Source organism: [Mycoplasma] phocae (assembly GCF_003332325.1).
Lineage (GTDB): Bacteria > Bacillota_I > Bacilli_A > Mycoplasmatales > Metamycoplasmataceae > Metamycoplasma > Metamycoplasma phocae.
The window spans coordinates 155,868-176,595 of sequence record NZ_CP029295.1; the positions used below are offsets into that span (position 1 = coordinate 155,868).

The following is a 20,728-nucleotide window of genomic DNA, read 5'->3' on the forward strand; positions in this document are numbered from 1 at the left end:
CTTTGCTAGAAATTAAGATATGAATGAAAAAATTGTAATTAAGGGTGCAAAAGAAAACAATTTAAAAAATATTAGTTTAGAAATTCCTAGAAATAAATTTGTTGTATTTACTGGCTTAAGTGGTTCTGGCAAAAGTTCACTTGCCTTTAATACAATATATGAAGAAGGACGAAGAAGATATGTTGACAGTTTATCAAATTATGCTAAGCAATTTTTAGGTGGAGCAAGAAAGCCAGATGTAGAAAGCATTGAAGGGTTAAGTCCAGCGATTTCTATTGAGCAAAAAACTACGCATAATAACCCTCGAAGTATTGTTGGAACAGTCACCGAAATATATGATTACCTTCGTTTATTATATGCACGAATAGGTAAACCATATTGTCCTAAACATAAAATTGAAATAACTGCTCAAAAATCAAAAGATATACTAGAAAGTATCTACAAATATCCTGAAGGTGAAAAAATTTATATTTTATCACCACTAGTTATTAATCAAAAAGGGTCACATCAAACATTATTGGCAAAATTAAAAAGAGAAGGATTTTTAAGGGTAAAAATAAATGATGAAATTTTAACTTTGGATACTGAAATTAATTTAAACAAAAATCAACATTGAACTATTGAACTAATTATTGATAGAATTGTTTTGTCAAATGATATTCGTTCGCGAGTAGCTGAAGCTATTGAAATGGCATTAGAACATAGCCACGGAATTGTTACAGTTGAGGCAGTGGGCAAAGAAAAAAATATGTATTCAATAAATCATAGTTGTGAATACGGTGATTTTGATATGCCTAAGATTGAACCTAGATTATTTTCCTTTAATTCACCAAATGGAATGTGTCCTGAATGTAAAGGTCTAGGAGTTATTAGAAAAGCAGATTTTCGTTTAATATGTCCTGATGACAATTTATCAATAAATGAGGGAGCGTTAAAATATTACAAAAATTTTATGAATACCTCAAATTTAGAATGACAAGAATTTGAGAATTTGCTTCGATTTTATAAGATTGACAAAGATAAACCTATTAATGAATTTAGTGAATTTGAGTTAGATATTATTAAATATGGTTCACAAGAAGAAGTTCATTATGTAATGATTTCAGAAAGTGGTAATCGCTTTGAAAGAAATAAATATATTGAAGGTGTTGTAAGCAAAATTGAGAGAAAGTATTGAGAAACGAATTCCAATGATGCTAGAACATATTATGGTAAATATTTGGGAGATGTTTCATGCTCGTTGTGTAATTCCAAAAGATTAAACAAACATGCTTTGGCAGTTAAAATTGCTAATTTAGATATATATGAAATGTGTAATAAATCTATTGAAGAATTATTTGTAATTTTAAATTCACTAGAGCTAAATATTATTGAAAAGGAAATTAGTCAATTAATTTTAAATGAACTGAAACACCGAGTTAATTTTTTGATTAATGTTGGTTTGCAGTATTTAACATTAAATCGAAAAGCTGAAACATTAAGTGGAGGAGAAGCCCAAAGAATTAGATTGGCCACCCAAATTGGAGCAAATTTGACAGGGGTTTTATATGTGCTTGATGAACCATCAATAGGCTTGCATCAAAAAGATAATGAAAAACTATTAAAATCACTAAGAAAAATGGTTGATTTAGGAAATAGCTTAATTGTAGTTGAACATGATGAGGATACTATTAGAGAAGCTGATTTTATTGTTGATATTGGACCTAAGGCAGGCGAGCACGGGGGTGAAATTGTTGAGGCTGGTAACATTGATAAAATAATTGCAAATTCTAACAGTATCACTGGCCAATATTTATCAGGAGCATTAAAGATTAAAACTCCGAAATCTCGCCGATCAGGAAATGGGAAGGTCTTAAAAATTAAGAATGCAACAGCTAATAATTTAAATAAAATTACTGCTACTTTTCCATTAGGTAAATTTATTGCAATCACTGGTGTTAGTGGTTCTGGTAAATCTAGTTTAATAAATGAAGAATTAGTATTTAACTTAAATAAATATTTGAACAATCCATCTTATGATATTCGAAGAGAAGAAAAAATTTCTGGACAAATTAATATTGATAAATTAATTCAAATTGATCAAAATCCAATTGGGAGAACTCCAAGATCTAATCCGGCTACATATACAAGCGTATTTGATGATATTAGAGACATTTTTGCTTTAGTTGAAGAAAGTAAAATTCGTGGATATACTCGTTCGAGATTTTCATTCAATGTTCCTGGCGGTAGATGTGATAAATGCCAAGGTGATGGACTTATAAAAATTGAAATGCATTTTCTCCCTGATGTTTATGTAACTTGTGATCACTGTGATGGTAAAAGATATAATTTGGAAACATTAGAAATAAAATATCATAATAAAACCATTAACGATGTACTTGAAATGACTGTTGAGCAGGCATTTAACTTTTTTGAAAGTAGAACAAATATCAAACAAAAACTGCAGATTTTAATGGACGTTGGTTTAGGTTATATTAAGTTAGGACAAAATGCTGTTACCTTAAGTGGTGGTGAAGCACAAAGAGTTAAATTAGCAACTTATTTACAAAAGAAACCAACTGGCAAATCTATCTATGTTTTAGACGAGCCAACAACTGGTCTTCATCCATATGATGTTCAAAATTTATTAAATGTTTTGAATCGTATTGTTGATAATGGAGACACGGTCATTGTTATTGAGCATAATTTAGATGTTATAAAATGTGCTGATTATATAATTGATCTTGGTCCTGATGGTGGTTCTGGTGGAGGAAGAATTGTCGCTTCAGGAACCCCTGAACAAGTGGCTGAAAATGAATTATCATATACAGGAAATTATTTAAAAATGATATTAAATTAGTTTTTTGAATTAATTATATAATTTAAGTGGCCAATATTATAAATTTAAAAGGAGAAAATATGCCAAAAGATTTTGCAGGCGTTCAATTAAGAATTGGCTTGCTAAATGTGTACTCATTATTAATCATGATGGGTATGCTTGCGTCTATATTAACGGTTTACTATTTTTGAAGACGAGAAAAATATTCGTTTGAAAAATTCTCAATACTAGTTTTTATAGCACTGCCAACAGCAATAGCTGGCGCTAGAACTGTTTTTGTAATTCAACAGTTAATTGAACACGGAAGATGAGTTGATGGGCCTTGATATAATGCTTTTGCAGTATGAAGGGGTGGCCTTTCAATTCACGGGGGAGTAACAACTGCTACTATTTGTTGTGTTATGTACATAATTTTTTCAAAAAAAGGTGAAAAAATTGATTTAAGAAAGGCCTTTTCAATTATTTTACCAGCCGTATTGATTGGACAAGCGATAGGTCGTTGAGGAAATTTCGCAAACCATGAAGTATTTGGCGGAATTATGGAGCCAGGCTCATTAGCATTTAGAATTTTACCTAAAATTATTAGAGACCATATGTTTATTAATGGTCAATACCGTTTACCATTATTTTTATATGAATCAATTGCGAACTTAGTTGCATATATAATTCTTGTTTGAATTTTAAACAAATGAAACTTCTTAAGACCAGGAACAACCGGAGCTCTATACATTCTATACTATGGAATTATACGTTCAGGAATGGAACCATTACGGGATGGAAGTTATGGTATTTATAAAGTAATTTCAGCATTGTATATTGTTGTTGGATTAGCTTTAACTGTATTATTTGAATTTGTAATAAAATTAAATTACAATGTATTTAAGATTCCTGTTTATGCAAATGAAAAAACCCACCGTTATTTCTATTTTATAGTTTATGAACCAAAAAATAAAAAAAGAACTACAATTAAATCATTTAAAGAATATTCACAAAACGATGCTGCTACTGCTAGTGTAGAATAGTGATAAAAAGGTTGAAAATTATATGGAAAAATTTGATGTTATTATTATAGGAGCAGGTCCTGCTGGATTAACTGCTGCTATATATCTTGGAAGAAATAATGCTTCTGTGGCCTTTATAGAGGGAAAAGTACCTGGTGGAAAAATGCCAGAACAATCAAAAATTGAAAATTACCCAGGTTTTGATTTAATATCTGGAGTTGAGCTTTCGAATAGAATGCTAATGCAGGCTAGAGAAAATAAGGCAAAATTTATCTTTGGTAATGTTTCACATATTGAAAATATTAGTGATCATGAAAAAGAAGTTACGTTAGAGAATGGCAATAAATACTTAGCAAAAGTTATTATTATTGCATCAGGAATGAAAAATGTTGTGCCATTAGATGTTGTCAATATTGAAAAATTTAATGGTAGGGGAGTTTCTTATTGTGCTATTTGTGATGGAGCAATTTATTTAAGCAAACCTTGTGCAATCATCGGTGGTGGTAATTCAGCGTTTGATGAAGCACCATTTCTAGCATCGGTTGCTTCTGAAGTTCACATTTTTGTCCGTGATGGAATAATTGCTGAAAAGAAATTAGTTGATGATGTTAAAAAAATCAAAAATATTACTATTCATGAAAATTCAAAAATTCTTGAATTAAAAGGTGATAATAAGGTTGAATCTATAATAGCTAATATTGATGGAAAGGTTCAAGAAATGGATATTAAAGGTGTCTTTCCTTATGTAGGATTTAAACCAGCAACAAGCTTTATAACTAATAAAGAAATAATGAATAGTCGTGGTTTTATTCAAGTTGATAAAAATATGGAAACTAAAATAAAAAATATTTTTGCTATTGGCGATGTTGTTGAAAAAGACATTCGCCAAATTACTACAGCAACAAGTGATGGAACAATTGCCGCTAAGGTTATTGGTTCTAGAATAAATATGGACTAAATCAATTATCATTATGTTTTAAAAAACAAGTTCTCAAACATTTCAAGATAAACTTGTTTTTTTTACATTTATTAATATTTTAAAAATGTATTTTTAAAATGAAATAATTTACAAACTATGTTTTGCAAAATATAAACTTTTTTAAATTAAAATTATCTATATATAAAAAGGAATAATTTATGAAAAAGAAGAATTTTAAGTGATGAATTGCCTTACCTGGAGTGATATTTACTTTACCATTAGTGGCCGCTGCCTGTGGAAACACCAATAACAAAGAAATGGATAGAAAACCAGATCAAGGTAATGGTCAAATGGACGAAAACAAAAAACCAGACAATGGTAATAACCAAATGAATAATGAAAATAAACCAGATCAAGGTAATGGTCAAATGAATGGGAACAAAAAACCAGACAATGGTAATAATCAAATGAATGATGGAAAAAAACCAGACCAAGAAAAAGATAAAATGGATGGAAATAATAAACCTGACCAAAATAATGGTCAAATGGATGATAATAAGATACCAAAACCTACCCCTCCTGAAAAGAAAAATGATTTAGAAAAATATTCAGATGAGATAATTTATTTAAATTTATATGTTTTAAATTTTATAAAAATAGGTGAATTTTTAATGGACCAAAATGAAGAAAAGTTATTAAAAGTTCTTAATAACTCAAAATCAATATTAACTGATTTATTAGATAAAAAAATTAAAGATAAAAAAGAAATTAATTTGGGATTGCAACTAATTGACTCAATGACAGATAATTTAGCAAAAGGCACCATTAAAAATTTTATTCAACAGGATTATGTTCAATCATTACGAGATTCTAATGGTCAATACAGCAATTATTTAAAATTAGTTAGCGCTAAATTTTCTAATTTTGCACTAGATTTTAAAGGTTCAACAAAGAATATAAATTTATTATTAGAATATTGAAAAAAATTAAACGAGGAATCCAAAAATAGCATTAGTTATAAAACCATAATTTTTCTAGAATATCTTTTGAGCGAAATAAAAAACAATAAAAATAAGGATATTGTTGATAAGATTTTGCCAATAGTTATGGAATCTATAGATAAAAAAACTGAACTAGATGCGACCAAGATTAAGCAAATTGATGAAGAAATAAAGAAATTAAATCAAGCCAAATAAATGATTTGATTTTTATTTATTTCATTCATTTACAATTTTTTATTTTAATAATAAGTTGCCTCAATAAAAACATAATATAAAAATTATTGTTAGATAAAATATATAAAAAATTGAAAATAAGGTATACAGAGCAAATGAAATAGTTGAATGATTCACTTAATTAGAAGGATTATAAAATATCATAGATGAAATACTAAAAACTTGAAAAAGTAAAAATATTGATAAAAATTTAAATTTATTAAAATTATTAATTCATTCGTTAAATATAAGATTAAAAACAACCTAAGTTCATTGCTAAAAAGACAAAAAAATATGAGTTAAAATTTAGCTTTTCTATTAATAATAAGATTGATTTAGAATTAAAATGTATTTGAAATTAATGAATTCCCAATATGTTTTAAGAAATATATATTTTTTAAAATAAAATATATTACATATAAAAAGTTAAAAAAAGGAATAATTTATGAAAAAGAAAAGTTTTAAGTGATGAATTGCTTTACCTGGAGTGATATTTACTTTACCACTAGTGGCTGCTGCTTGCGGAACTACCAACGGCAAAGAAATAGATAAAAAACCAGATCAAGGTAATAGCCAAATGGATGAAAACAAGAAACCAGATAATGGTAATAACCAAATGAATGATGGAAAAAAACCAGATCAAGAAAAAGATAAAATGGATGGAAATAAAACACCAAACCCAACTCCGCCTGAAAAGAAAAATGATTTAGAAAAATATTCAAATGAAATAATTTATTTAAATTTATATGTTTTAAATTTAGTAAAAGTAGGTTATTTTAGAATGGATCCTAATAAAGAAGAATTATTGAAAGCACTTAATGATTCAAAAGCAATATTAATTGATTTATTAGATAAAAAAACTTCAAATGAAAAAGAAATTAATTCAGGATTGCAACTAATTAATTTAATGATAAATAAAATAAAGGATAATACGATCAAAGAATTTATTGATAAAGATTATATGGAGTCTATAACCAATATCGGAAGACCATATAATAGCTATTTAGTATTAATCAGTGGTCAATTTTCTAATTTTTCTAAAGAGTTCAATACTGAATCGAACAACATGAAAAAAACTGCCAAAATGTTATTAAAATATTGAGATAAATTAAAGAATGAATCAAAGGGTAAAATTAATTATAAAATGTTATCTTTTATAGAATATCTTGTAAATGAATTGAAGGACCCAATAAATGAAATAGCCGAAACCCTCTTAGCAATTCAAAAAACAATGAATGAAAAATCTGAATTAGGTGAAGAAGAAATCGCAAAAATTGATAATTATATAAAAGAAATTCAAAAAGTAAATCAAGTTAATTAAATGAGATATTAGGTCACATAAATTAAACACTCGAAGATGAGGAGTGTTTTTTCATTTAATAAAAAACAAAATACTACAAACTAATTGCAAAAAGCAGTCTGAAATTGATTTAATTTATTTTATTATTGATGATTAATATAATATAAATATCATCGCCTTGATATGCTAGTTAGATACAGAGAAAACTACCGTCAAAATTGGTATATTATATATAATTCTAATGTTATGAATTTAAAGCCAAAACCAAAAAAAATTATCAAAAAGCAAATTAACTTTTTCTAAAAATCAAAAAATTAGTGATTTAAATAACGAAGAAATTAAATTTATTTTTGAAGTTCTTATTGATTCACTAAAAGCAAGTGGATTTACTCAAGAACAAATAGATAAAATTATTCAGAAAAAATTAGAAGAAATAAGGAATAAAACCTAAAAGAAAAAAGTAATACTAAGATCGCATCGGTTGAGAGAAATATTTATTAATTAAAACTTAATATTTATTATCAATATGCTTATAAAAAAATAATACGTATTATGAAATCATCGAATGAATAAATAACATTGAAATATCTGAAAAACTACATTAAAAGAAAACTAAATTTAAGCATATTTCTCAGAAGTTCATTAAGTATAAATTTTGTAAATGTTATAGAAGTTATAAATACAATCAAAAGCATATGTCAAAGAAAAGGTATACATCAAATCATAAATAGATAATAAAATTAAGGGTTTTGATGTTATCAATTTTAATAAGTATAAAAGCAAATATTAAATATATTAAATGGTTAAATAAATGACAGTGTCTGCATGTAGTTGCGGTCATCACGTAAATTTAATTTTTACTTTAAATCTTAGTGATAAACGAACTACTGAAAATACAATAAATTTGATTAACAATGCTATAAAGAAATTAAACTATTTACTATTTTTTTATATTGAGTGTGAAATTAAGTATGCAAATAATTATCTAAAAAACTTTTTAGAAAAATATAACTGTCAGCAATCAATATCAACTAAAAGATGTCATTAAAAAATAGAAAATTAGAATATTTATTTGTTAATCTGTGACAATGAAATATCGACCTTATAAAATACAACAACTCAAATCTCAAAATAATATATAGCGAAAATAGCAGTACAATAAAGTGCTTTAAACCGAAAAAAGTACAAAAAAATTAGATTATAAAACCCCACACTATTTTTGTACAATGTGAAGTGAATACTTAAATTGTTTTACATAAGTTAAGTCAATTAAATGGCTTGATTTTTATTTATTTTATTGATTTTAAAATTATTTATCATAGAAGGAAAAACTATAAATCATCTTAATTTATAAACTAAAATATATTCTCGGCTTTTTCTTTGATAAAAAAATAGCAAAGCAAATGCTATATAATTTTATTATTAGATTTTATAAATGGGAGAAATATGAAGAAAAAATTTAAAATGTTATCAACGATTATTGGATTAAGTTCAATAACTCCAATTTTTGCTATTTCAGCAATAAGTTGCACCAATGCAAATAAAGATATTCAAACTGGCACTGAGAAAAATATACAAAAAATTAGAGATGAGTATAAAGAAGCTAAAAATGCCTACAACACTCTTATTAATGAGCTTGCCAAAGAATATAAAAGTATTAGAGAAGAAATGTCAAAAATTTCTACCGGTAAAGATGCTAATAAAGAAAATAAATTAAAATCTCTAAAATCAAGAATTTACTCTGTTAATAATAAAGCAAGAAGACGTTTAAATCCATTGCTAAAAAGACAAAATTATCTTTTTGATTCTTTAAAAGAATTAGAAAAAAATTCTGATATAAAGACAATCAAAATATTTCATACAAATGATGAACATGGTAGATTAGAATACGATGATGGCAGATTTAGCAATTTTTCGGGAATGGAACGAACTTCAAAATATATTAAAGATAAAAATTATGACCTATTAATATCCGCTGGAGATTTAATTCAAGGACTTCCACTTTCAGATGTTGATAAGGGTGAAACCATAACAAAAATAGCCAAATATATGGGTTATGATTCAATTGCTATTGGTAACCATGAATTTGATTTTGGATTAGAGCATATTCTAAAATTAAACGCACTTTCAGCAAAAGAGGAAGATGGTTGAAGTACTCCTTTTATTTCAGCAAATATCTATTGACATGATTTTTCAAAAGAAACCAATAAGCCAGATGGATATGATCAATCAAAAGTTAATACCAGAGTATTTAAACCATATATTATTAAAACGTTAGAAAATAATGTTAAAGTAGCAATAATGGGACTAACAACTCCAGATACAAAATATACATCTCACCCAAGAAATTCCGTACTAGTTGATTTTAGAGATCCAGCAACTTCAGCTAGAGAAACTATTCAAGAAATTAAAAGAGATAATCCAGATGTAAATTTCATAATCGCGTCAACACACCTAGGAACTGGTAGAAATATTCGAGAATGAACTTCAGAGTATTTAGCAGAAAATGTTTCTGATATTGATTTAATTATTGATGGTCATAGTCATACATATGTTCCAATTCATAAAAATAATGAATCATACGTTACTCAAACAGAAGCATATACAAAATATTTGGGTGATATTGAAATTGAATTTAATGCGAAAACTGGAAAAATTAATGCAGTTACTCAACAATTGCGTGATATAAACCAAATTACAGTGGCAACTAATGATTCAAGTGATTTATATATTTCTGATCTTAAAAAAGATTTTGATAAGGAATATTCTGTTGAAGTATTTACGAACCCAAAACCATTTGAACACACCACATCAGTTGAAATTGATGGAACACCATATTGAAAAGGAAGAATTCAAGCAACTGAACTTGGAGTACTTGTTAGTGATTCATTATCTTGAGAATTTGTTCAAGGCAAACCATGAGAACAAATTGATTTACCTAGCAAGGAAGCGGGCACATTAGATAATGTTGTAGGTTTGACAAATGGTGGTGGAATTAGAACTGATTTAAAATCAGGAAAAATTTTAAAAAAAGATTTATTAGCACTAAGTCCATTTGGAAATAGAATTACCGCTGTCCATTTAAGAGGAGATGTTTTATTAAAAGCATTTGAACACGGAATTGGTAAGGGAAGATCTGGTGGATTTAGCCAATGATCATCAAACGTTGAATATAAAGCTAAAGCAACAAAACAGCCAAGTCCAAGATCTAATAAAGATGAATACATTTGATCACTTGTCCCAGACTCAGTTAAAATTAATGGCAAACCAATTTCTCCAGATAAATATTACTACTTGGTTACAAATGATTTTCTAATAGTTGGTGGTGATGGATATTCAATGTTAGAAACTAAAAATCCTAACGTTAAATTGGCATATGAAGGAGGCAAATATATTGATACTTTAGAAAAATACTTAATTATGATTGCAAATCCAAGTTTTGTAGAAACAGATGCAAATCTATTTGCTAAACCAATTTCTAAATATTCAGATAAAAATATAATTTCAAAACAAACTTTAGATATACCAAAAGAAGCATTTACAAATAAACTAAAAGAACCTGAAAATAAATAATTATTAATAGTAGAAAATATTAATCATATTTAACAAACTATATTCATTACCTTAGGGAAAATGAATGTAGTTTTTAGTTTTATTAAATATTAGCGCAAAAAATTTAAAATATTTTACTCAAAAAATATTAAATATATATTATAATTGCATTTGCATTTATATGGAGGGGTAGCGAAGCGGCCAAACGCGGGTGGCTGTAACCCACTTCCTAACGGTTCGGGGGTTCGAATCCCTCCCCCTCCACCATATTGCCCTTTAGCCAAGTGGTAAGGCAGCGGTTTTTGGTACCGCCATCCGTTAGTTCGAATCTAACAAGGGCAGCCAAATCACAAAGTGTATATTAGACAGCATATCTGCTGTTTTTTATTTATTTTTTTATTTAACTTTTAAGGTAAAATTATTTTTATGTATAACCATCAAAAAATTGAAAAAAAATGACAAGCATATTGAGAAAAAAATAAATCATTTAAAACCCAAGAAAAAAGCTATAAAAAAGCTTACATACTAGATATGTTTCCATATCCATCAGGTGCTGGCCTTCATGTCGGACATTTAGAGGGGTACACTGCAACTGATATTATTAGTCGATATAAAAGATTGAATAATTTTGATGTACTACATCCTATTGGATGAGATGCATTTGGGTTACCGGCTGAACAATATGCCTTAAAAACTGGAAATCATCCTGCTACATTTACTTTAAAAAATATTGATAATTTTCGCCGCCAATTAAAACTACTTGGTTTTTCTTATGATTATGATAAAGAAATCAATACTACAGATCCAAATTTTTATGTCTGGACACAATGAATATTTAAAGAAATGTATAAGCAGGGCTTGGCATCAATTGAAAATGTTGATGTTAATTGATGCGAAGGTTTAGGCACTGTATTAGCGAATGAAGAAATTATTGAAGTTAACGGTATTAGAGTAAGTGAACGGGGCAATTTTCCTGTTGTTAGAAAACCAATGAAACAGTGAGTTCTTAAGATCACTGCATATGCTGATAAATTACTAGAAGGATTAGATGAGCTTGATTGGCCAGAAAATTTAAAATCATTGCAAAGAAATTGAATTGGTAAAAATATTGGTCATGAGGTTGTGTGAAAAATTCACAATAGTAATGAGAAAATTTCTACCTTTACAACTCGTTTAGACACAATTTATGGAGTTTCAGCAATTATTATTAATCCTGAACATCCTTTAATTAAAAAAATAACTAATCGTAAAAATTTGGAAGATGTTTTATATTTTATTGAAAACTATAAATTAAAAAGTGATCGTAAATTACTTCAAAATGCAAAAGAACAATCAGGTATTGAATTGGGATGTTATGTTGAACATCCATTAACAAAAAAAATGATTCCAGTTTGAGTTTCGGATTATGTTTTACCCGGATATGGTACTGGGGCAATTATGGCTGTTCCTGCTCATGATGAAAGAGATTATGAATTTGCTAAAAAATATAATTTGGAAATCATTTCAGTGATTGATATTGCTGATAAGAATTTACCATATTCAGGCAACGGCATTCATAAAAATAGTTCTATCGCTAACAATTTAGATAATCAAGAGGCTGCCGAAAAAATATATGAGGAACTAAAAATTCAAAAAACGATTAATAAAAAAATTAACTATAAATTACGTGATTGAATTTTTTCTCGTCAAAGATATTGAGGCGAACCATTTCCTATTTTATTCGACGAAGATGATAATATTTATTTAGTAAAAGAATTAGTTAAATTACCTGAAACCAAAAATATTAAGCCTTCTGGTTCAACTGAAGGACCTTTAGCAAATGTTAAAGAATGAAATAATGTTGAAATTAATGGCAAAAAGTTTCGTCATGATAATAATGTTATGCCACAATGAGCTGGTTCAAGTTGATATTATTTAGCTTATGTGCTAAAAAATCCTGATGGTTCTTACGTTCCTTTAAATTCAGAAGAAGCTAAAAAACGATTTGAAAATTGACTTCCAGTTGATTTATATATTGGTGGACAAGAACATGCGGTATTACACCTTTTGTATGCTCGTTTTTGACATCGCTTTTTATATGACATTGGTATTGTAACCACTAAAGAACCATTTGCTAAATTAATTAATCAAGGTATCATTTTAGGAACAGATGGTCAAAAAATGTCAAAATCACTTGGTAATGTTATCAATCCTGATGAATTAATTGAAAATCAGGGGGCAGATGCTTTACGGGTATATGAGATGTTTATGGGGCCAATCACTGATTCTAAATCTTGAAATGTAGATTCATTAAATGGTATTCGTCGTTGACTTGAAAAAATTTATAATACATTTTTAAAATTAATAGATCAAAAAATTAAAATTTCCTATGATATGGCTGAATTAGATAGCCTTATCAACGAGTTAATTATTGATGTAACTGAAAATATAGAAAACACAAAATTTAATATCGCTATTAGCAAAATGATGGTTTTCATTAATTATTTGGCTTCACAAAAAGAAATTCATTCACACTATCCATTAAAAATTTTTGCAATTTTGCTAAATCCTTTTGCTCCACATTTATCAGAAGAATTACTTCATCTTCTAAAAGAACGTCCTGCTGAATTTCAAAGTTGGCCATTCCCTGATAAATCAAAGATTATTAAAAAGAACAAAATTATTGGAATTCAAATTAATGGAAAAACTCGGGGACAAATTGAAATTTTATCTGATTGAGATGAAAAAACAGTTGTAGCCGAAGCCAAAAAAATTCCTACAATCACAAAATGATTAGCAGAAAAAGAAATAGTTAAAGTAATTTATTTAAAAGACAAAATTTTGAATTTAATAATTAAATAATTTAATTTTTCACTTTTTATTTTTTCATAAAAGTGGAAAACCTATAACTTTAGAGTAAAATAACATACATATTATTTGAAAGGGCAAATATTTATGCAAGATAAAAAAGACTATAAAAATACTTTATTAATGCCTTCGACAGATTTTTCAATGAAGGCTAATTTATCTGAAAAAGAGCCAGAATACATTTCTAAATGACTTAATGATGGAATTTATCAGAAAATTTTAAAAAGAAATAGAACCAATGAACCATTTGTATTACATGACGGTCCACCTTATGCGAATGGTAATATTCACGTTGGCCATGCACTAAACAAAATTTTAAAAGACATTATTATTAGATTTAGAAGTATGCAAGGTTACTATTCACCATATGTTGCTGGTTGAGATACACATGGATTACCAATTGAACATAAAATGTTGCTAGAATCTAAAAAGCAAGCTAAAGATTTTTCACCAATTGAACTTAGAAAAGCAGCAACTAATTATGCTATAAGTCAAATAGAAATACAAAAAGCACAATTTCAAAAACTTTCATTATTAACTGATTTTAAAGACATATATGTTACTCTAGATAAAAAAATTGAAGCTAATCAATTAAGATTATTCAAGAAAATGGTTAATGATGGCTTAATTTATAAAGATCTTAAACCAGTTTATTGGTCACCATCTTCACAATCTGCTTTAGCTGAGGCCGAAGTTGAGTATGCAGACCATATTTCACCTTCAATGTATGTTGCTTTTAAAGTTGTTGAAGGAAGCGCTAATATCAAAAAAAATGATTATCTTTTAATTTGAACTACTACGCCGTGAACATTAATTGCTAATAGTGGTGTGGCAATAAGTGAAAAATTTAAATACCTAAGAGTTAGTTATGACAATCACAACTATGTTATTGCAAAAGAACTGTTAAATTCATTTGCTGAAACTGCTAAATGAGAAAATTTTAAAATTTTATCTGAATTTGATGGTAAAGATTTATTATCAATTAAATATCAAAGCCCAATTAATAATTTAATTTGTCCAGTAGTATCAGGTCATCACGTTACTCTAGAATCTGGAACAGGGCTTGTTCATATGGCACCTTTATTCGGAGAAGATGACTTTATCATCGGTACTAAACATAATTTAGAAAAAATTATGCATGTTGAAGATGATGGAATGCTAAATGAAAAGGCCTTACAATTTAAAGATATTTTTTATGATGATGCTAATCCGCTAATTGGAAAATTTTTAGAAGAGCAAGCCTTATTAAAAGCATTTAAGAAAATTAAACACTCATATCCACATGATTGAAGAACTCATAAACCGATTATGTATAGAGCAACTCCACAATGATTTGTATCACTTAAACCAATTAAAAATAAAATTGCTTTAGCTTTAGACGGTGTTAAAACCTATAATGATTGAAGTAAAAAAAGATTAGGATTGATGCTTGAAAATCGAGAAACTTGATGTATTTCTCGTCAAAGAATTTGAGGTGTACCTATTATAATTTTTTATGATAAAAATAAAAAGCCTGTTATTAACGATGAAATTTTTGACTATGTTATTAATTTAGTTGAAGAATATGGAACTGATGTTTGATATGAAAGAGAAGTTGATGCCCTTTTACCTGAAAAATATCGTAAATTAGGTTATAGTAAAGAAAAAGATATAATGGATGTTTGATTTGATTCGGGTTCAACTTCGATGAGTGTTAAAATTGATGGTGTTAAAGCTCCATATGATCTATATTTAGAAGGCTCTGATCAATATCGTGGTTGATTTAATAGCTCACTTATAAATTCAATTGCTTGAAATAATACTAGTCCTTTTAAAACATTACTGTCACATGGTTTTGTTTTAGATGGCAAGGGTCAAAAAATGTCAAAATCTAAAGCAAATGTAATTGACCCAATTGTGGTTATTTCAAAATATGGCGCCGATATTCTTAGATTGTGAGCCGCAAATTCTGAATACACTGGAGATGTTACCATTGATGATAAAATTCTAGATCAGACAGTTGAAATATATCGTAAATTAAGAAATACTGTGAAGTTTATGTTGGGAGCACTTTCCGATTATGATTTCAAGGATGTTGAAGTTAAATCAATTCATGCCCTTATGCTTGAAAGAATTACTAATTTAGAATCTAGTCTTTTAGATTATTATGAAAATTATCGTTTTGTCAACATAATTAAGGATATTAATAATTTTATTATTGATTTTAGTAGTTACTACATTTCAATTACAAAAGATATTTTATATTTAAATAAAGAAGATGATTCAGAAAGAAGACAGGTTCAATTTATTTTTTCAAAAATGATTTATTTACTAATTAGAGCATTAGCTCCAATTATGCCAGTAACATGTGAAGAGATATATAAATATTATAATGTTCCAAACAAATTAGAATCAGTACACATGCTACCATTTTTAGAAAAGAAATCATTTAGTTATGAACTTGAACAAAAATGAAAAGATTTCTTTGAAATTAAAAATGAAATATATAAATTAATTGAGGATAAAATAAAAAATCAGGTTATTAAGAGACAAAATGAATCATTTGTAACTATTAAAACTGATATAAAATGAATTAAATCACTTCCACTTGCCCAACTCCTAATGGTTGCCAAAGTAGACTTGGGAAATGAAAATAAAGTCGAGAAACGTGATTCTAAAAAATGTTTAAGATGTTGAAATCACTTTGAAGATAAAAATTTTGATAATAATTTAGATATATGTTTAAGATGTAAAGAGGTTATCGGTGAAAAATAAAAAGAAAATGCCTGTATTTTTTACTAAAAAATATTGAGTAGAAAACTGAAAAACAAGCTTAATTAATTTAGCAATTTACTTTGCGGTATTTATAGCTTTATCATTGGTAGATTTATTAACAAAAGAATATATTTTTAATAATAGAGCCAAGGATTTAGATATTACCGATCATTATGCAGTTTACAAAAGTAACTTTATAATATTTTGATCAATATTCCATAGGGGAACAACAATCTCACTTGGATTGCCGGATTGGACTCTTCACTTTGTTAGTGTTCTAATATTTCTCACTACGTTAACAGTTACACTTTTCTTCAAGGATAAAAGTTTTAGATGAACAGTTGTAGCTTTTGCAATGGTTTCGGCCGGAGCATTTGGAAATATGTATGATCGAATAGCTCACGGTGGAGTAAGAGATATAATACATCTTCCATGAGCAAATGGTGGAACATTTAACTTTGCTGATGCTTGATTAGTCTTAGGTGGTATTGCTTCATTACTATCAATTATTATAGTTACATTTTGAGTACTTCCGCAAAAACATAATAAAGAGAGCAATACTCAACTAAATTTAAATGATTATAATGAAGTTAATTTCGAATCTCAAACTTAGAATAATTTTATAAATGTCGTTTTCAATCGGCATTTTTATTATTTTTTTCGCAAATATTTACAATTATCAAATTATTTTTTTAATATTCAATTGGGAGGTTACACATGAATAATTTTAAAACTATGGATATTAATAAATCTAAGACAATTTCTGGCGGATTTGCTATTACTACATTAATTACTACCATTCTATCAGTTATCCCAGCTGTTATTGGCGGAATTGGCGCTGCAGCCGGAATTGCAAAAGCCCTTTCTTCAGCTAAGGGAGAAATTAAAACTAAAGATGGATTCAATGTTAAATGAGATGATGCTAATACCAATATTGGATTTAATGTCGGTTTTCATTATTGCATATAAAAAAAATCAGGGTTGCCCTGATTTTTTAGTTAGAACTTTTTTTAGATTTTTCTAATATTTTATTGAATCTTTCAACACGACCTCTAGCTTTTACATCGCTACGGTTACCAGTGTAAAAAGCATGACAACTTGAACAAACATCTAGACTAACTTTTTCAGCTGTAGAACCAAATGTGTACTCAGAATTGCACGATGAACAAGTTGCTTTGATTTGATCATATTTTGGATGAATATCTTTTTTCATTATGCGCTCCTATCTTTAAAATTAATTAAACTTATACTATTTTATCAAAATTGCTATGAAATATGCCTTTTATTTATTAATATTTTCTCATTTTCATTCAATTATTTCTGGCATGTCGTAACCATATTTTCTAATATACTCTTTATGGTCAACAATTTTCTTTTCAATTTCTTGAACAAATGATTTTGCTTTTTCGCCATATACCATCTTGGCCGCATCAATTGAAATGTGGAAACGGTCCATGTCACTTAATTGTCTAATATCGAAACTAGTTGTAATATCTCCGTTTTCACGATAACCGTGTACAACTAGATTTCTATTTTTACGTGTAAAGAATATATCACGTATTAATCCTTCGTATCCATGGAATGCAAACATGATTGGTTTATTAGTAGTAAATACTTTATCAAATTCTTCGTCACTAATTCCTCTTGGATCGATTTTTGGTGATCTAAGTTTTAGTAAATCAACAACATTCACATATCTTATTTTTAGATCTGGAAAGGCTTTATGCATAATTGAAATTGCTGCTAGTGATTCTAAATTTGATTCAACACCACAAGAAACGAAAACAATATCTGGCTCTTCATTTTTTGAAACGTTTGATGCTCAATCAATAACTTTATATCCCTTATTAACTAATTCTTCTGCTTCTTCAATACTAAAGAATTGTTCTCTAGGTTGTTTTGATGCAACAATTAGGTTAATTACATTTCTTTCCTTAAATGATTTATCCATTACTGCAAGTAAAGTATTGGTATCTCCAGGTAAATATTCACGTATTAATTCTGGACGTTTATCAGCTAAATGTCCTAAAATTCCAGGATCTTGGTGAGTATAACCATTATGGTCTTGTTGGAATGCATTTGATGTTGCGATGATATTTAATGAAGGATAATCTGCTCTTCATTTTAACTCTAATGATTTTTTAATTCATTTCATATGTTGGGTTAACATTGAATCTACTACTCTTAAAAATGATTCATAAGAAGCAAAAAATCCATGTCTTCCTGTTAATACATATCCTTCTAGAAATCCTTCAGCTTGATGTTCACTTAATTGTGAGTCAATAATTCTTCCTTCAGGACTAATTCATTCGTCATATTTTTGAATACTTTTTTCAAGTCATTGACGTTGTGTGACTTCAAATAAACTAAATAGTCTGTTTGATTTAGTTTCATCTGGTCCAAAAACTCTAAAATTATCTTGATTATCACGAATAATTTGAGCAGCGTATTTAGACATTTCTGCCATATCTTGAGCCTTGATTTCGCCAGGCTTTTTGATGTCTAAGGCATATTTTTTTCAATCAACTAATTTTAATAATTTTGAATTTATACCCCCATTTGTAACGGGATGAACTGCCATTCTTTTCAACCCTTTTGGCGCTATTTCTCTAATTTCACTAATAATTTTTCCATTTTCATCAAAAAGTTCGTGTGGTTTATATGACATTAATCATGCTTCAAGCGCATCAATTTTTTCCATTTTAAATGCTGAAACAGGAATTGGCACTTGGTGAGCTCTAAATGAACCCTCAACAGCTTCATTATTTCAGATCTTAGGTCCAGTTCAACCCTTTGGTGTTCTAACGATCATAACTGGTCAATTTGGTCTAGTAGCTTCTTTTGCTGAGTGTTTTCTAGCATTTTTTCTAATTTCTAGAATTTCCTCAATAGCTTGGTCCATAGCTTTTGCCATGATTTTGTGATTTTCTAGGTGATTATCACTTTCTTTGTGATTTACAAAAATTGGATTTCAACCAAGACCAACAAAATAAGATCTTAATTCCTCTTCTGATTTTCTAGCTAAAATTGTTGGATTAGAAATCTTTCCGCCATTTAAGTGAAGAATTGGTAATACTGCTCCATCATTTACTGGGTTAATAAATACATTTGAAAATCATCCGGCTGCTAGTGGTCCAGTTTCAGCTTCTCCATCTCCAATTACTGTTGCAGCAATGAGATCTGGATTATCTAAAATAGCTCCAGTTGCATGACTTAATGAATATCCAAGCTCTCCACCTTCGTGAATTGATCCAGGTGTTTCAGGAGCAGCGTGACTAGCTGTTCCGCCAGGAAATGAGAAACGTTTGAACATTTTCTTAAGTCCTAATTCATCTTCGGAAATTTCTGGGTATATTTCTGTATATGAACCGTCAAGATATGAGTTGGAAATCATAACTTGTCCACCGTGTCCAGGTCCTTCTATGTAAAACATTTCTAAATTATATTTATTGATGGCTCTATTTAAATGTGCATATATAAAGTTTTGTCCAGGAATTGTTCCTCAATGGCCAATTGGATATAATTTAATATCATCTTTTGTTAATTTTCTTTTTAGTAAAGGATTATCTCTTAGGTAAATTTGGGCAACGCTTAAAAAATTTGCTGCCCTAAATCATTTATCCACTTTTTCAAGGTATTTATCTTCATCAAAAATTGTTTTTTTCATACTTCTCCTTTAAAATTATAATTTTGGCATGTTATGTATAACAAGTTTTATTTTAATTTTACTAGATTTAGTAATTATTTTTCTATTTATGGCTTTTTTGTTTTTATTTAGTTTGTTAGATATGATTTTTAATCACATTTTTATAATATTTTGTCGAATTACAAATTATTTCAAATTAAAAAAACTACAAAAAAAATAATTTTGTTATAATTAACATGAAATTGTGACTTAGAACCACAAGGTTACGATATGCCGAGCTTAGTTGTTCATCTTGGTATTCGATAACTTGTGCGGAGTCGCTTCAATAAAATGAAGAAGGAGAACAAACTATGAAATTAGAAATTAAAATAAAAGCTTTTGATGCTCAGTTAGTAGATGACGCTGCTAAAAAAGTTGTGCTATTGGCTAAAGCCGAAAATGCAAAAATTAGTGGTCCAATTCCTCTACCAACACGTAAGGAAATTATTACTATTTTAAGATCTGTCCACGTTAATAAAAAATCTCGTGAACAATTTGAAAGTAGAACACATAAGCGTTTAATTATTTTATCAGAAGTATCTGATGCATTAGTTGACAAGGCAAAAAGATTAGAACTACCTGCCGGAGTTCAAATTAGCTTAAAATCTAATTAGTCAAATAATTAGACTTTGTTTTTA

13 protein-coding genes and 2 tRNA genes are annotated in these 20,728 nt (G+C 28.1%); 13 read left to right on the top strand and 2 right to left on the bottom strand.

Annotated elements, in window-relative coordinates; genetic code table 4:
• Positions 1–19: 19 nt before the first annotated feature.
• From uvrA to DA803_RS00685, 12 genes are all read left to right on the top strand, one after another.
• Positions 20–2,839, top strand: coding sequence for an excinuclease ABC subunit UvrA (uvrA, locus tag DA803_RS05970; protein ID WP_114190717.1), 2,820 nt, complete (start codon positions 20–22; stop codon positions 2,837–2,839).
• Positions 2,840–2,898: 59 nt separating this feature from the next.
• Positions 2,899–3,840 (top strand): prolipoprotein diacylglyceryl transferase, encoded by a 942-nt coding sequence (lgt, locus tag DA803_RS05975; protein WP_114190718.1) that lies wholly within the window; start codon positions 2,899–2,901, stop codon positions 3,838–3,840.
• A 22-nt stretch (positions 3,841–3,862) separates the two neighbouring features.
• The gene (locus tag DA803_RS00640; protein WP_114190719.1) at positions 3,863–4,777 is read left to right on the top strand and encodes an NAD(P)/FAD-dependent oxidoreductase; all 915 of its coding nucleotides are present in this window, start codon (positions 3,863–3,865) and stop codon (positions 4,775–4,777) included.
• 179 nt (positions 4,778–4,956) lie between these two features.
• The gene (locus DA803_RS00645) at positions 4,957–5,934 is read left to right on the top strand and encodes a hypothetical protein (protein WP_114190720.1); all 978 of its coding nucleotides are present in this window, start codon (positions 4,957–4,959) and stop codon (positions 5,932–5,934) included.
• A gap of 463 nt (positions 5,935–6,397) precedes the next feature.
• On the top strand, positions 6,398–7,273 hold the full coding sequence (locus DA803_RS00650) for a hypothetical protein (protein WP_114190721.1): 876 nt from the start codon (positions 6,398–6,400) through the stop codon (positions 7,271–7,273).
• A 1,425-nt stretch (positions 7,274–8,698) separates the two neighbouring features.
• The gene (locus DA803_RS00655; RefSeq protein WP_114190722.1) at positions 8,699–10,825 is read left to right on the top strand and encodes a bifunctional metallophosphatase/5'-nucleotidase; all 2,127 of its coding nucleotides are present in this window, start codon (positions 8,699–8,701) and stop codon (positions 10,823–10,825) included.
• A 162-nt stretch (positions 10,826–10,987) separates the two neighbouring features.
• Positions 10,988–11,071 (top strand) — tRNA-Tyr (locus DA803_RS00660).
• A gap of 3 nt (positions 11,072–11,074) precedes the next feature.
• Positions 11,075–11,149 (top strand) — tRNA-Gln (locus DA803_RS00665).
• Positions 11,150–11,230: 81 nt separating this feature from the next.
• Positions 11,231–13,645: a leucine--tRNA ligase gene (gene leuS / locus DA803_RS00670; RefSeq protein WP_114190723.1), complete on the top strand. Its 2,415-nt coding sequence runs from the start codon at positions 11,231–11,233 to the stop codon at positions 13,643–13,645.
• A 93-nt stretch (positions 13,646–13,738) separates the two neighbouring features.
• On the top strand, positions 13,739–16,405 hold the full coding sequence (gene ileS / locus DA803_RS00675) for an isoleucine--tRNA ligase (protein ID WP_114190724.1): 2,667 nt from the start codon (positions 13,739–13,741) through the stop codon (positions 16,403–16,405).
• A complete protein-coding gene (locus DA803_RS05980; RefSeq protein WP_114190725.1) occupies positions 16,395–17,018 on the top strand; it encodes a signal peptidase II in 624 nt (207 codons plus the stop codon). Before ileS ends, DA803_RS05980 begins: the two co-directional genes overlap by 11 nt.
• A 104-nt stretch (positions 17,019–17,122) precedes the next feature.
• Positions 17,123–17,374 (top strand): hypothetical protein, encoded by a 252-nt coding sequence (locus DA803_RS00685; protein ID WP_114190726.1) that lies wholly within the window; start codon positions 17,123–17,125, stop codon positions 17,372–17,374.
• Positions 17,375–17,399: 25 nt separating this feature from the next.
• Here the strand turns inward: DA803_RS00685 and rpmE are convergent, their stop codons facing one another.
• Both rpmE and DA803_RS05985 read right to left on the bottom strand, forming a co-directional pair.
• Positions 17,400–17,618: a 50S ribosomal protein L31 gene (rpmE, locus tag DA803_RS00690; protein WP_114190727.1), complete on the bottom strand. Its 219-nt coding sequence runs from the start codon at positions 17,616–17,618 to the stop codon at positions 17,400–17,402.
• A gap of 69 nt (positions 17,619–17,687) precedes the next feature.
• The gene (locus tag DA803_RS05985) at positions 17,688–20,072 is read right to left on the bottom strand and encodes a phosphoketolase family protein (protein ID WP_114190728.1); all 2,385 of its coding nucleotides are present in this window, start codon (positions 20,070–20,072) and stop codon (positions 17,688–17,690) included.
• A gap of 329 nt (positions 20,073–20,401) precedes the next feature.
• Between DA803_RS05985 and rpsJ the strand changes: the two genes are divergently transcribed.
• Complete coding sequence (rpsJ, locus tag DA803_RS00700; protein WP_114190729.1) at positions 20,402–20,704, top strand: 30S ribosomal protein S10; 303 nt, start codon at positions 20,402–20,404, stop codon at positions 20,702–20,704.
• Positions 20,705–20,728 lie beyond the last annotated feature (24 nt).